The 16230-nt window shown below is 39.1% G+C and carries 18 protein-coding genes; 1 reads left to right on the top strand and 17 read right to left on the bottom strand.

Annotated elements, in window-relative coordinates:
* From ACWKXX_RS07660 to ACWKXX_RS07610, 11 genes are all read right to left on the bottom strand, one after another.
* Positions 1-1941, bottom strand: a complete 1941-nt coding sequence (locus tag ACWKXX_RS07660) for a phage major capsid protein (RefSeq protein WP_454540785.1) — start codon at positions 1939-1941, stop codon at positions 1-3.
* A complete protein-coding gene (locus tag ACWKXX_RS07655; RefSeq protein ID WP_454540784.1) occupies positions 1883-3418 on the bottom strand; it encodes a phage portal protein in 1536 nt (511 codons plus the stop codon). The genes ACWKXX_RS07660 and ACWKXX_RS07655 overlap by 59 nt, the downstream gene beginning before the upstream one ends.
* Positions 3418-3960 (bottom strand): hypothetical protein, encoded by a 543-nt coding sequence (locus ACWKXX_RS07650; RefSeq protein WP_454540783.1) that lies wholly within the window; start codon positions 3958-3960, stop codon positions 3418-3420. Before ACWKXX_RS07650 ends, ACWKXX_RS07655 begins: the two co-directional genes overlap by 1 nt.
* A 10-nt stretch (positions 3961-3970) precedes the next feature.
* Positions 3971-5875, bottom strand: coding sequence for a terminase gpA endonuclease subunit (locus ACWKXX_RS07645; RefSeq protein WP_454540782.1), 1905 nt, complete (start codon positions 5873-5875; stop codon positions 3971-3973).
* Positions 5787-6344 (bottom strand): hypothetical protein, encoded by a 558-nt coding sequence (locus ACWKXX_RS07640; protein WP_454540803.1) that lies wholly within the window; start codon positions 6342-6344, stop codon positions 5787-5789. The genes ACWKXX_RS07645 and ACWKXX_RS07640 overlap by 89 nt, the downstream gene beginning before the upstream one ends.
* Positions 6345-6608: 264 nt before the next feature.
* Positions 6609-7001 (bottom strand): hypothetical protein, encoded by a 393-nt coding sequence (locus ACWKXX_RS07635; protein WP_454540781.1) that lies wholly within the window; start codon positions 6999-7001, stop codon positions 6609-6611.
* Positions 7002-7690: 689 nt separating this feature from the next.
* Entirely contained in the window at positions 7691-8080 is a 390-nt protein-coding gene (locus ACWKXX_RS07630; protein ID WP_454540780.1) for a hypothetical protein, read from the bottom strand.
* Between the two features lie 162 nt (positions 8081-8242).
* Positions 8243-8578 carry a hypothetical protein gene (locus ACWKXX_RS07625; protein ID WP_454540779.1) on the bottom strand — a complete coding sequence of 112 codons (336 nt, stop codon included), beginning with the start codon at positions 8576-8578 and terminating at the stop codon, positions 8243-8245.
* 97 nt (positions 8579-8675) lie between these two features.
* Complete coding sequence (locus tag ACWKXX_RS07620; protein WP_454540778.1) at positions 8676-9353, bottom strand: hypothetical protein; 678 nt, start codon at positions 9351-9353, stop codon at positions 8676-8678.
* Between the two features lie 187 nt (positions 9354-9540).
* Positions 9541-9834 carry a hypothetical protein gene (locus ACWKXX_RS07615; RefSeq protein WP_228332870.1) on the bottom strand — a complete coding sequence of 98 codons (294 nt, stop codon included), beginning with the start codon at positions 9832-9834 and terminating at the stop codon, positions 9541-9543.
* A 274-nt stretch (positions 9835-10108) separates the two neighbouring features.
* Positions 10109-10477 carry a hypothetical protein gene (locus tag ACWKXX_RS07610; protein WP_454540777.1) on the bottom strand — a complete coding sequence of 123 codons (369 nt, stop codon included), beginning with the start codon at positions 10475-10477 and terminating at the stop codon, positions 10109-10111.
* Between the two features lie 68 nt (positions 10478-10545).
* Here ACWKXX_RS07610 and ACWKXX_RS07605 point away from each other — a divergent pair, with 68 nt between their 5' ends.
* The gene (locus ACWKXX_RS07605) at positions 10546-10728 is read left to right on the top strand and encodes a hypothetical protein (RefSeq protein ID WP_454540776.1); all 183 of its coding nucleotides are present in this window, start codon (positions 10546-10548) and stop codon (positions 10726-10728) included.
* A 12-nt stretch (positions 10729-10740) separates the two neighbouring features.
* Here the strand turns inward: ACWKXX_RS07605 and ACWKXX_RS07600 are convergent, their stop codons facing one another.
* The 6 genes from ACWKXX_RS07600 to ACWKXX_RS07575 all read right to left on the bottom strand — a co-directional run bounded on the left by ACWKXX_RS07600 (position 10741) and on the right by ACWKXX_RS07575 (position 16228).
* Positions 10741-10965 carry a hypothetical protein gene (locus tag ACWKXX_RS07600; RefSeq protein ID WP_454540775.1) on the bottom strand — a complete coding sequence of 75 codons (225 nt, stop codon included), beginning with the start codon at positions 10963-10965 and terminating at the stop codon, positions 10741-10743.
* A 142-nt stretch (positions 10966-11107) separates the two neighbouring features.
* Positions 11108-11416, bottom strand: coding sequence for a hypothetical protein (locus tag ACWKXX_RS07595; protein WP_454540774.1), 309 nt, complete (start codon positions 11414-11416; stop codon positions 11108-11110).
* A 752-nt stretch (positions 11417-12168) separates the two neighbouring features.
* Positions 12169-12666, bottom strand: coding sequence for a hypothetical protein (locus tag ACWKXX_RS07590; protein ID WP_454540773.1), 498 nt, complete (start codon positions 12664-12666; stop codon positions 12169-12171).
* Between the two features lie 664 nt (positions 12667-13330).
* A complete protein-coding gene (locus ACWKXX_RS07585) occupies positions 13331-13486 on the bottom strand; it encodes a hypothetical protein (protein ID WP_165590326.1) in 156 nt (51 codons plus the stop codon).
* A gap of 468 nt (positions 13487-13954) precedes the next feature.
* Positions 13955-14461 (bottom strand): hypothetical protein, encoded by a 507-nt coding sequence (locus tag ACWKXX_RS07580; protein WP_454540772.1) that lies wholly within the window; start codon positions 14459-14461, stop codon positions 13955-13957.
* A gap of 174 nt (positions 14462-14635) precedes the next feature.
* Entirely contained in the window at positions 14636-16228 is a 1593-nt protein-coding gene (locus ACWKXX_RS07575) for a recombinase zinc beta ribbon domain-containing protein (protein ID WP_454540771.1), read from the bottom strand.
* Positions 16229-16230 lie beyond the last annotated feature (2 nt).

The raw sequence follows: 16230 nt of genomic DNA, 5'->3' as shown, positions 1-16230 counted from the left end.
TTACGCCGCTAGTTTTAGTACTAGGAATGCTTCTTCGTGTGCTACAGCGTGATCGATGTAAGCAAAGGTACGTAGTGCAATACCTTGTGATGCACGATAGGTAGTATCATCACGATCTACAGTTAGGCCACCCCAAGATGCAAGAATTACATTAGAGAAGTCACCAAAGATAATAGAACCTGCATCTACTTGTGTTGATTCAATAACACGTACAGAGTCACATAGATATGCTTCGAAACGATAACCTTCAATCATGAATTTAGCGGCGGTGTTCTCACCAACTAGTGTACTACGTAGAACGGCTGCGGTAGTTGGGTGTACGATAGCAACTACGTTATCGATACGTACATTTGCTGCGGCTAGTTTAGCTAGTGCACCTTGTACATCTACTTGAGTAGGAGCAGCGGTTAGAGTATCAGAAGGAGCAGCGGCAACGATTTGATCTAGAATTTTCTTTTCTAGTTTTAGACCAGCACCACGTACCATTGCATCTTGGCAATAGCGTTCTGCTACGTCTGCTGATTTTAGTAGGGTACGGGTAATTGGAACGGAACCAGAGAAAGTCTTAGGCTTCATTACAATACGTTCCCATTTAGTATCTACTAGAGGACTATCAGCACCTTCATCGATGAAATCGAACATAGCAGTGAAATCAGCAGATAGTTTAGGTAGAACTAGATCACCTTCACCTTCTAGACCAGAGAAAGTCTGAATTGGTAGCTGTGCAAATACAGAGTTAGCACGTAGTACATCGATATAAGAATCTACATATACTTCTTTAACTAGTGAACCACCAGTAGCAGCAGCAGTAGAAGTAGCACGTAGTTGGTTCATTGGTACTTCAAGTGGTGCACCTTCAAATGCTTTACCTTCTTGAGCAGCACGAATTAGACCATTAATAACGGATTTTTCCATTTTGTTTTCCTTAACGTTAATAGGATTGTTTTCTTTATTTAGTGAACGTTTGAAATCAGATACGCTAATTCCTTTAGCGATTGCTTCTGATACATCCACATTTAGTACTTGACCAATAGAAATAAGTTCGCGTTTACGCTCTTGATCTGCTTTTTCTGCGTCATCTTCCATATCTTCTGGATGATTAGCAGCACCATCAGCATCTTCAAATTCGCCTACATCACGAGTATCTTCGCTTTCTACTGGATCATTACTATTTAGTGTTTCAGGCTCTACGCCTTTATTTTGTAGTTTAGCTAGAAGATCTGGACGTTTTGATAACATCTCTTCTAGTTCACCATCACTTAATTCAATATCAGCTACGCCGCCGTTTTCATCGTTATCTACTTTAAGCGTTTCTTTAATATCATAAGCTTCATTATCTAGGCGGGTTTCTTCCATGCCTTCTTGTTCTTCCATGAGTCTTTCCTCTGTAGTGGTTTCTTCACTACTATTTAGTGATTCGTCCTCATGTGCTGTAGCTAGTTCATATTCCAAAGTTTCACTACGTCCAATACCTGAATTAATGTCAGCAGGTACAGAACATAGGCTAATTTCACTTGGTTCCCAACGAGTAACAACAATATTATTACCTGCTTCAATGCGGTAATCGTAAATGTTATAACCCACACTAACATGTGATAGAATTCCCTCTTGAATCATGTCCCACATAGTATTACCTAATCCGGTTTTACTAATACGTAGGGTTGCACGGCAAACGCGATCCGCATCAATAGAAGTAGATTCAACTACACCTAGTAATTTATCGCGATCATGATTAAAGAGTACCGCACCCTTATTATTAATACGGGTACGATCTACAGAGTTTTCATCACATAGTAGGATTTCAAAATATAGTTCACCATTGAGTTCACGGCTAACTGGTGTTTCTGTTGCAAATGCTACTTCAATAGTACGTTTATCAACATTAACCGCCGTCACTGGTACGGTCTGTTCCCTCTTCTGGTTCTTTAGGTTCAATTCCATTTGTATTTCCCTGTGTGTTTGTTTCCTTCTCTTTTTCAATCTCCTCTAAAGTAATGCGTGGATCGCCGCCCATTTCACTAATGATTTGAGTTTTAGATTTAAGTCCTGCATCAAGTAACATAATCTCGGCCTGAATATCCTTAGTAGGATCTAGTGAGATTGGTTTTACTGGAATATAGCGAGCACAAATAGCATCATCGAAATCACTAAAAGAGATATTGAGATTACTATTATTTAGCATTTCGCATTTCATCCATTCTAGATAGATTGGTTTTAGTACTCGACTAATTAGGACATTACTACGAGTTCTAAATGTGGTTGCCTGTAGGCGTTCTGCTAGTTTTGCCGCACTGAATGAAGCATCAGCAGTAGAACCCATTAGGGATTGTTTAGTGACGTTTAAACCCATTGCGATTTGATCCATTAGTTCACTAGTGAATTCATTGATCTTATCAGCACCATTAGAAGGGTTTACCGTTTTAATATCCTGGTTCTTACCTAGTTCATATACAGCACCAGCTTCAAGATATTCAGAGTATGTAGCCGTACTATCAGATTCACCCGCCGTTAGTTCTACTTGGTCTGTATCATTATTATTGTTAGTGATATATGCCGTAGTACTCGCACTAATACGTTTTGCAATTAATGCCGCCTCGGTGAAGTTCTTTAGATCTTCCATAGTTTTGCTAGTACTAATCATATCCGGTATCCCGCGTTCCTGTCCCATCTGTTGAGGGATGAAGTAATGGCAGATTTCCTTAGCCGGAATAATTTCAAATGCCGTAGCATCATAGGTATAGGTAATTGGGTTGTAGATACAGAAATAGTAATTTACTGGTTTATGGTTTTGGTCAAATTCGATACCATTACTAATATAATTTCCATTATCTAACCACTGGTTATTTAGTTGGGTTAGTCGGGCTGCGTCGATGATTTCAAGTTTAATTGTGTTATTCACATTATGAATACGGATAAAACATTCACCGTCCTGTACTCGAATCTTCTCTACTGTCTGTTGAAAGATATCAAAGGTAATAGAACCATCCAGGCTAAAACGGTCTGCGTCATAAGCCCAACGATCAAACGCCTTTTCTAGACGCTGTGAGAGGCTCTGTAGTTCGTCCTGGCTCATACCCTCAATAGTTGGGTTAGGCTTGATATAAACGCCCTCCGCACCCACTACGCCGTCTACGGATAGGTTCATATACTTACTACCCAATGGATTCTTTAGTACGGCTTCACGTGACGCATTACGCCAATCACTTAGGAACCAGCGGATCAAGTTATTAATATTTTGTGAGCCTGTACCGGAAGTAAACCCAAATGAAATTACGGGGGTACTCATACCACGAACGGCCTGTAGATCTCGCTTCATATTAGATTGAGGTTTATCAATTAGGCGTTTCTTACTTGGAGTAGCTCTTACTTGTGGTTGCGGTTGTGGCTGTACTTGTTGTGGTTTTTTCTTCCAAAACATTAGCGTGTCCCCCATCTGTTAGGATAATTAGGATCACGGAATACGGTTACACTCTTAAATGGTTTACCATTACCATTTACGGGCTGATCGTTCATACTAGCCCATAGAGCATTAGCACGTTTAATATAACGAATACGCATATTCTCTAGGTTAGTTAGTGTTTCACTAATTAAAGTCTTGTTATTAATTGTTGTACTATATACACCACCACCAGCTACACGATCTGCGATTACTTGATCTATTTCCTTAATCATCTTTAGCAACTGTGAGTACTCATTAGTGTACTTAGCTGGATTAATGATTTCAGAAACAAAATTAATAGTTTTAGTACCGCTAATCTGTACACAAAATAGTTTATCGTTTGGAATATCCATATCAATAGTTAGGGTGAATTCCCTAGCTACTGAATCTGGATTAGTGAGAGTGACGGAAGCACCACCCGTTAGATAATTTACTACTAGTGTTGTTTTGGCTGGAAGTGTTACCGTCTGATCATATGGAACTGTAAGCATATAGATTTTTTCTGGTAAAATGTTTGCCATGTTTATTTCCTTATTTACCGAACCACCTACTACCAGTAGTTGTACGTTTATGTACTACTTTAGGTTTTGTCTGTGGTTTTACTTCGGGTTTAGTTTCTTCTTTATTTATGCTTTCTGTTTTAATTACTTCGGCTTTATGTGTACGTAGTTTTCTATATGGTTGGCTAGTTCCAAGTACAGTCATTGCGTATTCACGTGCTATCATCGAATATACTAAGCAGTCTAGAGCCTCATTTCGCTTCTGCCCTTTCTTTAATCCCCACATTAATCTACCACCACGTGGTTTCAATTCCTCTGAGGTTAATTGTTCAAAGTAATCATGGGGGAGAGAACTACTAAAATGTAATTGTGTTGGGGCTTGTTCTGGATTATCCCCTAACATATGGTTTAGTAATTTACGAATTGTAGATTTCTGTTGTTGTCCATTTAGGTTAATTAGGCGTTTACCCTGAGTAGTCGATTTCTTAAAGAGTTCACTATTAGGTGAGTTACTACCCTTAATCGCATGAAACTTTGAATAGCGACTACAGAAACGATATACCGTCTGGGTTGCGTTACCGGAGTCAATGAAGTTAGCTAACGTGGGGATAGCTTTACCCGTACTAGTCACAAATTGTTGCTTGAGGAATTTCTCTAGCTCATTCCATGCGGGGGCTTCTTCCTTAGTACAATCATGTGAGTAATGGATCTCGTGACCTAATACCCATACATTCTTTTCATCAAAGGCAATTACGGTAGTCTCTAGACGGTCTAACTGTTGGTCTGTACTTGTACAAATCGCTAATGCTGAATCTGGAATATGATGTAGGTTGAATGAATTATCCCTGTGTTGTTCTAGGGCAATTACATCTACTTCTTTCTGATATTCATCTTCATAGATTTCACCCATTTCATTATTCATGAAAGTTTGAAGATTGAAATTATATAGAGCATCGGCATAACGTGCGGTCATTTCTTCGATAGTACCCAATGGTGAGTACATACGAGATATACCGAATCCGACTACACCTTTTTCACCATTTGGATTAGTGGCAATCCAGCGGCCTTTATCTACCATCTGGTGTCTTTTATGTTCACTAATTTCTTCTTGGCAATGGGGGCAAATTAATTTAGCCGTAGTACTATCTGGTATTGCTCTACCATTATCTAATTGCTTAAACTTAAACTGTACTTGTTCCCATTCAAATTTATATTCATGACCACAATCATGCGTTACGAACCAGTAGCGTTTATCTGATAGATTGAATTCACTATTGATTAGGTCATTCTTAAACAGTGGCGTACTTGCTACTACTGTTAATGCGTCCTCACCAAAAGTAGATGTACGCCCTTCTGCTAGTTTAATTGGGTTGCCTTGTTCGCCAATCTCTAGGTTTGATACTTCATCGAGTAGTACGGTTGAACATGTAATACCACGTAGATCTTTTGGGGTATTCATATTAAGCCAGTAGATAAACGTACCATTACGTAGCTCTGTTTGTTTGGCGTTATTGGCTGCGGCCTTATCTGATTTACTCGTTACGATATTTGATAGTACAGGAGAGGTTTCTACCACTGGCATAAACTTACCCTGTTTAAACTTTTTAATATCATCTTCACTACTAGAGGCAAAAGCAAAGTTAGCGGGATCGTTATACATTTTATTAATTGCTATTGCGGTCATAACCTGTGTCTTTAGAAGTTGTGAGCACGCCTGAATAACTATCTTTTTAGTACTACGATCCTGTGCTACATCCATTGGTTCACATTGGAAATTCCAAGGAATATAATCAAGCCCCATTCCTGGACCATCTACTAATTTCATTGCCCCACTAGTTTTAATCCAATCACTCGTTTTCTGTTTGATCGGGGGTTTCATCGTCGGAACTACTTTCATCAGTAGATCCGTTAATTTCATCTTGTTGTTCTTCTTCATCTAAGATTTCCATATCTTCGGGTAGTTCGAATTCCATATTTCCTAAATCAATTAATGTTGAATCAATAACATCTTTTAATCTATCACGTAGATCTTTCGCATTATCCATTGCGAATAGTTCTAGATAAACTTTACTTGGAATTGAACGTATTGTAGTTTTCAATTTGAATAGGTAGGCTGTTAGTACAGTCTCAATATATTCACTACTGATTACGGTATTTTCTTTTTGAGCTAATTCTAATTCTGCTAGGCTTGCTTCGGCCTTTAGTTTCTTTAGTCGCTCTTGTTCTATTTGTTCTTTAGTGTCGGTGTGGCGTAGTGGGTTAATAATATTCTGTACTACCCATGCTCGCGTTTCTGATTGGTCTACATCTTTACCAACGGGCATACCACGATCACGCCATTGCCTAACACTAGATTCATCATAGCCATATTCCTTGGCTAACTGGTTCATACTAATAGGTTTCATCTTATTCACTTTTTATTCATGTTTTATTCATTTTCGTTTCGGGTTATTGTTATAATGTAACATATAATTATTACAATACGCGGCTGAAAACTCGCATTTTAGCCCCTCCTGGGGAGGAACCATCGAAAAACTTGTTATATTTCAATGGTTTACGATATTTACGAGTTTTTCTCATTTGGGCTAGTACTAAATCGTTTTATTCACTTTATTGAATAGAAATTCACTTTCAGCCTGACGCTCTGTAAGCCCCTCTAAGCCCATCTACTACCTACCCTGTGGGGTATCATTGACCCTATGACTATTGATTAACTGAATAGCGTTGTAGTCCCCTACGTGGCATCCTTCTATAGTGTGATCACTGATAAGGGTACGTAGTAGGCTATCCATATAGATTAATTGTTTCTTCTCATTGTGCTGGTAGGTCTGGAGTGCTGCGAGGTTATAACGCCAACGGCCAACGGTGAATGAATGTTCATATATCATTGTCATATATTTATATTGGATTACTAAGGCATCTTCATAAACATTAATAACATAATCATTATGATTGATATTCAATGCTAATAGTTTGTCTTGGCGTTCTGGTAGATAGCCGTGGTATTCACCATCGTTATCTATATGCGTAGTACCGTTACTGTAGTGTTTGAATAGTTCCATACTATCCCCCTTTGGTTATTCCTCTGGGTATTTAGCACGGTAGAGTATTACCTCTATTTCATTCTCATAGTAGCTATTCATTTCTGGAGTGATAGCCGTACCATCCTCTAGGGTGTACGTATTGTTCTGGACTGAGTAATAGAGATTGGGGAAGTTTGGCGTGATGATATGAATAGTATCATCCATATCATATGTGAAGTGTGTATTATAATATTCGTTCGTATATTCGTAGGACATAAAAAAACCCTCATGTGTTATTCATGAGGGTATTTATTATTAAAGCAGATTGTCGTACATCTTACGGCATTGTATACAAGATGATACTAAGGTAACTATTCCAACGATAAAACCCAACTGTTTCATAGTGCTTACATCAAAGATTAGTACTACGAGCAATTGAAGGAACATTCCCGTACAGAAGAAGTAAAGGATGAAATAGACTGCCGAAATGATCACCCCTGCGGCCTTAGACTCAATACTAAACCTCTTAGCGAGGGGTACGGTGATTAGTCCTGGTAGCATCGCCAGCCAGCCTACAACCATTGAAAAGATGTAAGCAAGGGGGAATACAATGAAGGGGCTAACGTATTCACCACGTGCGGCTTCTGCTGCCATAACTCCAGCAGGGATAAGGGAGATAACCAGTAACGCCCCCGTTCCCGTGAATGTCTCGCGTAACTTAGCCTCTGTTATCGGCATGAATAAACGTTCCCCGATTGAATCACTTCATTAGCATCCATTACGGAATAAACACCCTTACCCGTACGACTATCAAAGGTGATGGTAGTAGATCCGGTGTTATCCTCTTCATGATAGATGTGGTTGTAACCCTGTATAGTACGGTCACTTACATCTAAACGTACGGACTGTGTATAACGCTTTACCCGTGATCCCTTACGTTCTTCTACTTCCATCACGCAACTGTGACGCTCTGTAGTGCTCTGTGCGGCTTTCTTACACTCTGGGTAGAATGAGGCGGCGTTACTCTGACAGATACCCTCTTGTGCTAGCTGAGAGAGATTTACGGCATGTGCGGGTAATGCTAATGCTACTAATGCCAATACTACAACCTTCTTCATAAGATTTGACTCCAGATATGATAGTTACAATATAATAACACTACAAATATTAGAGCAGGTACTAATATTTTCATTAGTAACCCTCTGGACTTGGAACCATTGGATTAAGCCCCGTTGTTAGTATTACCATTGCGATAATTAGTAGAAAGAATAGTATGGTGTTTATTTTCCACACTTTAGATCCCCACGGCCAAATTCATTACCATCCGTACCGTAGTAAACGATAGTACCGCGACCATTTAGATCATAAACCTTTGCTGTGAGTTTACCGCCCGTAGAATCTGCCTTACCTACTAATTCCCACTGGTGATCAATGCGGGTAGCAGATTTGAAAATGTTATGTGTATTCAATTCATAATGACGACTTTCACCATTATTGAACTTGATAGTAGTTTCACACTGCCACGCCGGAACCTTTTCACTAATTGGATTGCCGAACATAGCAAAAGCAGGTGTAGAGATTGCTACCATAGCGATAGCAAGAATTTTCTTTTTCATTTTATTCCCCTTTGGTATTGATTTACGATTATAATAATAAAATCAGGCTATAATAGCTACTACCAACAATCAGGGGTAATAGCTATTGGAGGTGATCTTAATCAGTAGCTAACACTTTAGCTTTGAATTGGGCTAGCAGTGTTTTATCATCTGCCCCGCTTTTGTCTTTCTTCTTGAATTCTTCAAAGTATGCCTGTGATACTTCATTGAGTTTACCACGGCTATTAATATGGAATTCTTTACCGTTCCACATTGCGTTAAGTGGGTACGCTTCCTGATAATCGGTTGAGTACTCACGTAACAGGTTATCTACTTTTTCCATTTCTGGACGTGCCTTGATCAATGTCTGATAGGCTTCACTATCGCGTAGTCCTGCTGGCAACTGCTTATTGATCACCGTGTAGGACTTCTGCCCGATAACAACCGTGAATGACTTATTGTTACTACTGCTACCCTTGCTCGCTGCCTTGGCCTTTACTGGAGCTGGAGCAGTAACACCACCAGCAGCGGCTAACAGTTCTTCTACTGAGGTAAAGCCCGTATCACCAATTACCGATTTAAGAGCTTCTAAAGCCTCTCTACGGCGTTCTTCCTGTGCGGTAGCTACATACGCTTTAACATCCTGTAAGCGGCTTACCAGTTCATCTACTTCTTCTGGTGCGATTGCTGCCAGTTCCTTACGGCGTTCACTATCGGCTACCAGTTGGCCTACATTGAAATCATCAGCCAGGATAGAGCGGATCATTGTTGCGGTAATTGTTTTAATAGACGACATAACTTTTCCTCATTCACTGAGATTAAGAGTTGATTGGTTTCGGTTAGTTTAGAGAGATCCCCCTCTGGGATCTCCCTGATTGCACGAATCATCTTAACATCTAAATTAAACTCTACTAGCAGAAAATCTAACGGTAGAGTACGGATAGCTTTTACATACAGTTCATTCAATCGAATAATATCATCCATCATTGAATTGTATCGGGGGCATATTGGTAGTTCCCGTCCTCTAGTACCGTACCGTTCATGATCCGGTGTAACAGTTCTTTGTAGATAAGGCTGTTACGGTCAATAACTGCGGTTACACCATTGTTTGATACATAGAGAATATGTGAACCATTACCACTTTCAATGATACGTTGATTCTCTGCCATTTCGTAGATGAAGGTATCACCAGCTACGCAAGTAATCGTGATTGGATAGCCTTTATAGCTAATGTTGCGTACGGGCATTACTGGTACAGATAATTTAGAGTTTAACATTTAAGCGTTTCCTAGTGATTAGAGCTAGTAAGGCTTGCTCTTTAGTAGTGTGCCAGCCTTTACCATCTGAGTAAGGTTTATTACGGTGGCGGGGGTGTCGGCTTAGTACTACACTACCCGCTTTCTTTCCGTAATCGTCGAATACTAAAATTATGTCACCTTCTACTTTTAGTTCCATCGCTCCCCCTGCCGTTCGTCTTGGTAGCTATTATTATGGCATTAGCTAATGCGATCAATAGCTAATAGCTAATTATTTCACTATTAATAGCTAATGTTATGATTTCTTAGACTTTTTATTTTTAGCTAATGGCTGTGGGTTTAGTACTAGCTCTAGTAGTTCCTCGGTCATTTCATTACCATTGTTATAGAATGCCTCTAGTAGCTGTGCGGCTACCCTCTTCTGTTCTGCTAGTGGGTCTATCGTAGAGTTCTGGAAGAATTCTTCTTCGGTCATAGTATGTTGGGTGATCTCCGCACCATCACCATAGATACGCCCGTATGGATTGATCTGTACTAGCTTACGTGGGGCAATGCCTACGTATGTATCATTGATAGTAGATAGCTGTGCTTTCTGTGGTTGTCCGTTCACCTCATAGGTGAATTTAAAGTTTTTGGGATTGTTATTATAAATTGTGTATTTCATATGATTACCTCTTGTTTTACCTATTTAGCTATTATATAGTACTAACACTAGCTAATCAGGAGGTACAAATGGTAACTTATAATGAACGTGGTTCGATTACAGACGTAATGATAGATGGAAAGTATGTAGGTGCGGTAGTTAAGGGGGAGGACGGGAAATATAGAACGGTACATAAGAATAACGCATTACCAGGAGAGTTTACGGCTTTCCACTTCGCCGCCTACCACGTAGAAAAAGCAAAGCCCCAATGAAGGGGCTTTTTATTATTTGCGTCCAAGACGTTCATCACGTTCTTTGTAAAACTCTAGGTCTTGCTTTAGGTTCTCTACTACATCTTCCCAACCTTCTAGCCCTTCTGCGAGGATTAGTAGATTCTCGGATAGCCATGTAATTTCATCTTCACGCTGTTCAATGTAGGCTTTTACTTCAGGGTTTCCTTCATCGATGAATTTATTGATATGGCGTACATCGTTATATTGTTGTTTCATTCTAGTTTTCCTATTAGTTGTATGTAGTCTTGGTAATCCATATAGAAGGTTATCGTATAGTAACCTTCATGTTTTACTATTTCTCTGTGGTAACACCTGAATAGATTCAAGTTATAATTCAGGGGTACGCTTATAGAATGTGTCATGCCGTAACTTCTAGTACACCATCGTTTACTTTGAATAGTTCTTTTTCAGGTTCATCCATTTTACTTACGATGTATTCAATTTCTTCATTAGTATAAATCCCGCCTGGAATTTCTAATATCTTCTTATCACCCTCTACGTGGATAATATAGATAACATCTTCAAGTATTGTAGGTAGTACATCACCAACATACATCTTTCTTCCATATAGAACTGTATTAGGTAGATATAATTCAGCCAGTAACTGATTGTGACCATGTGCCAGCATATACCTAATATTTTTTATGATATTTCGGCTTAGATTCATTTTCTTCTCCTATAATGTTTTACATATCTATTTACTAATTAGCGTAGAATAGTACGCCTTAGTAGCTCTCATATTGAATTCACTGTTTAGGTGAGTGTATGACGGCATACGCCCGTTATCGGCCTTGTATCGCTCTATGTAGGCCGTTAGTAGCTCTAACTTAGTTGGGCTTACCTGCGGAGTGTCGCTTAAGGGTGAGCGTTTAGGAGCGTTATAGAGGCCGTTTGATTGGCCTCCTTGCTTCTGTATGTGTTTACGTAGTTTTGACCACTTAGCGGGTTTTTGTTTTGACATTGTGCGTACTCCTTCGGTACTAGTTGATTAATGGCGGCGGGACTCGTTCACACCTGCGGCGTTCACTGCGTGGCGACTTCAAGAGACTTTGAATAACTGACTTTGAGTAGTATCTCTTGAGTACCTACACCTACTGGATTTGAGCAGAGCGAGAAAAGGCCGCTTGTCGGGTTTTCGATGCGATAGCGAGAAAATCGGCAATGGTTGGTTATTAATTATTTCTAAGATCAAAATGCGAGCTTGCGAGTGTTTTGATCTTCGGAGTGGTTACACTCCATTGTTTTAGAGTATTAATATATTCTATATATGTTACCCTAATTCGGGATACCCCATATATAGTTGGTTTTAGCCATATACACCACTATATGTAGTGATTTCTGTATGAAAACTGACCAAAATGACCCGAATTAGGGTATTCGTACCGCAATTAAGGTATCGATAAAATACCCTAATTACGGTCACATTAGCCCCTGAATATAGGCTACTAACTCTTCCTTAGTCCTACCATCACTGATCATAGTACGTAACTCCTGTGCTTCATCGGCGTTTAGATACTTGTGAGCATCGGGATCACTCTTCAATAGTGGTGTACCCTTCTCTAGTTCTTCCTCTAGTGCTTTTACCACTGCCAATACTACACGTTTATATTTCTTCACTGATTCATCACTATATGAGAATCGACCGAATATTTCATTTCCTTCAATCCTGCGTTTTACTGTCTCTCTACTAATCTTGCTTTCATTCTGGATGATATGGAAAATCTTACGTGGTGCGTATGCTTCTTTAGAACCGCCCATAATTACTTTGATAGTGTCAGAAATTACTAGTCGGCATTTACCCGATAGTTCATTCATTGCTGTTACTTCTTTGAAGAGACAAAACAAATCAAAGTTATCTTTTATTTCCTGTTTACGTCCCGCTTTCTTTTTTTCTTCTGGGGCTTTCTTTTTTGTCATGATAAATACCTTTATAAAAATGATGTTCGTTACTTAATGGCGTTACGGTGTTTCTCCCACTGTAACGCCTTTTTTTATTTGCGACCGCGTATAGATAGTACAGAACTGATACGATCAATAATGTCTGGATCTTCATTACTTAGACGCTCATAGAATGATTTGTATGTTTCTCCCTTCACTAAGCGAGTATAGAGAGTATCATCCGTATCTTTACCAAATACCCCTTGTACATACTTACGTAGGCCATTCTGACTACATTCACCGAATGAATAATGGTTCATTACTATTGAGTACTCATAGTACGATAATGGTTCATTACGCTTAGTACCGCTAACGTTGTTTACATCCTTCGGTACTATCTCGATATTAGAACGATGGTTATTACGCTTATCTTCATCAATATGATTGTATACGTAGGTTGAATGCTCTTTTGGTGGGAGGTAATGACTACCCATTAGATCATGTACATTTAGTATTGTGGGTTTCTGTATGAACATATAACCCCCTTCATCATACCTACCATTGAATGACTGCTTACATAGTCTGAATGAAATAGTATCGAATAGTTGACCCTCTTCACATATTAGTAGTGTTGGATAATGTTTATGAACTTCCCACGTACTAGATTCAAATTGTTTATTTGCTGCGTTGATATACCTTTCCATTACTTACTTTCCCCTAGAATTAGTTTTTCATTGATTAGATATTGTAAGGCACTAGCTTTAGTTTTTGCTTTACCTTCCTGTATTAGCTTTTCAAGTAGTTGTACTTGAGCATCATTTAGTTTTACACTTACTGGGTGTGATTTGATTTCTTTCATATTTTATCCTTTTGTGAAAAGAATTCTTTTTGTTGATTTTTTCCGATGAGAAAAACCCCATGATTGCCATGGGGCTAAAATATCATTGGAGGAGATTTTTATTAGATACCCTTATTATAGGACAAAATTTTAATCTGTCCCAAGTTTCTAACAATTATTTGTAGTAATGTCTTAACTACATATCTATTTATCATTTGGATTCTGAAAACATAGCCAAATACGGCCTAAAATCCCCATAACTACTAGAATTAGTAGGTATGCCATGAATCCAATGAAAACCCACTGGATTAAACCCGTAACCATTATTATAAAGCCGATTATTAGTACAGCAGAAGTAATTACCCAATCTAACACTATTATTATCTCCAAGTAGTGAACCTAGAGATATTTAGTAGATTTACTTAAAAAAGGGGGCAAAAGGTAGCCCCGCCGAAAAATGGATTGGTATCGGCAAAATATGAAAAACTATTATTGTTCTTTTTGGATTACTTCATTTAGGCGGTAGTAACTAACACGATCTAATTCACATTTAGGTACAATACCAAATTCTGTCTTTATACGGCGATCTGTCCAACCATCACGGGCTAGTAGTTCACTGTGATCAATAAACTTTGAATCAATACCAATATAAGCACTAGCATTATCTAAGTACAGAAGATGTAACAATCCTTCTATTTCATCAAAGGTAATTGGTAGATCATAATCTGCTTCAAATTGTTTACCATCTTTATATGTACCGTACACAATACTAGAATCAAAGTAGTTAGCTACGACTACACCACGCATATCATCATAATAGAATTGATAAGTGCCGATATCATCAGCAGGATCACAAAGCATAAGCTTAGATTGCCGATCTTCTTCATTATCGATGATACATGACATAGAAGAAGTGAAACCACGTGGTTCTAAATGAATATTGATAAATGCGTCAACTAATGGTGTTACTTTTTCACTGATAACGGCGTTACTCATGCTGTGCTTTTCCTTTTGTTATGGTTTTGTTAATTATTGATATTTTAGACGCAAACAAGCCTCCATCGATACATTAAGTATCTTCACGGCGGCTCGTCTTGTTGGAAGAATTATACAGGACTGAGAGAGGTTGACAACCTACCAATTTTAGTAGGTTGTCGTTTATCGCGTATGCTATTGATCTAATTGACTTTCCGCCATCACTACGGCTTTTTCAAAAACCTGTTCCCAATATTCGAGGGCTTCCAGGTCTGGATTGCCCGATATAGTACCGTCCTCACTAATCGAACTAACCGAACGTAGAGTAGTAGTTAATTGGTTAGTACCGCCCTTTCCAGTTCTAACACTCTCGGCATCAATGATTACAAGGTGGGTAATAGCATCAGTCCAATACTTGATAGAGCAATAGATTGTATATGTAGATTTAGAAGTATCTACCCGTACTACATCAATACGCTGTATAAGCTTCTTCATGCGGTTGTTTAGTTCAATACGGTAATCTACATTCAGATCTAATTTATCGTCATTAAAGTCTAACTGTACATCTTTTGGGGCATCTACTGACTTAAGACGAATAGTTAGATCTTCCTGTTCCTTACTGATAGTTTCCAGTTCATCCAGAATTGCAAACTTTTCATGTCTACTAGCCTTTGCTAATCTTTCACGAAATGCCGCAATATCCCTTTCGTTCTGAATCCACTGATCACGGAGAGTAATCACATTAGATTCTTCACGATTATATACTTCTGAAAAATCCAATCCCTTAATAGCATTCAGTAAAGGCCGCTCTAGGGCGTTGTATGCCATTCCCTTAGCTTCACAATCCTTATTAGTACGTTTACCTAGGCAAACTGTATAAAGGCCACCATGACTGTTACGCTTCACTATAATTGATTGTTTACATACGGGGCATCTAGCCATACCGGAAAAGATATTGAGCATATTACGCTGGTGAGTATTCCCCTTTTTCCCCGTAGCTAATTTCATTGCCTGTACCTTTTCATATAGAGGTTTATCAATGATCGGTGGATAGCGTGGATCATCGGCTACCCTTTTATCACTAAGAGCACGTAGTACAGTAACTAGTGTCCAAGATTTACCATTATCTGTTTTTCCATATGTCCGTACTATCTGTGCTGCCCCAATACCATTAGCATAATCACTATACATACGCTGAATAGCTTTTGCCGTATCATTAGTACGGTATTGTTTCACACCATCCAGTTCTACTACATCGAACCAACGAGGGCGAACCTTAGACACATTACCGTAGCGGTTCTGGTGGCTCTTTTGCATCATAACACTTTTACGCTTACTCTCTCCGTTCGCCCGGTTGATTTGCATAGTTAGTACCGTAATACTTTCGGGAATGTACCGTGAATAGGTCATACCCGTTTCAATCTCTAGAATAGTAGTACCCCTGTTAATCATTCCAGAAATAATCTCTACTGCCTGAAATGGATCTAGACGTGTCAAACGGTCGATGTTCTCCACTATCAAAACAGAATCCGGTACTACTCCATCCATTACCATCTTTCGGTATTGTCCAAGCTTAGTCTTAGGACTCCAGTTTTTTCCCTTAAAGGCGGATCTCCCCTCCGCTACCATCTGAGTAATGTTGTCTACGTCCAGTGTATAGGGTAGGCGGTGATCTAGTACCAGATATTGTATAAACTGGTTAATAGTCTGTACCTGTCGCTGTATACCAAACCCATCAATCTGTGAAAGGGTTGATACACGGGCATAACTCCATACGGGAACCTTCATAC

The sequence above is a fragment of the Enterobacter sp. UPMP2061 genome, from assembly GCF_053709615.1.
The sequence above is the reverse complement of the archived record's forward strand: the minus strand, read 5'-3'. Positions and strand labels throughout refer to the sequence as shown.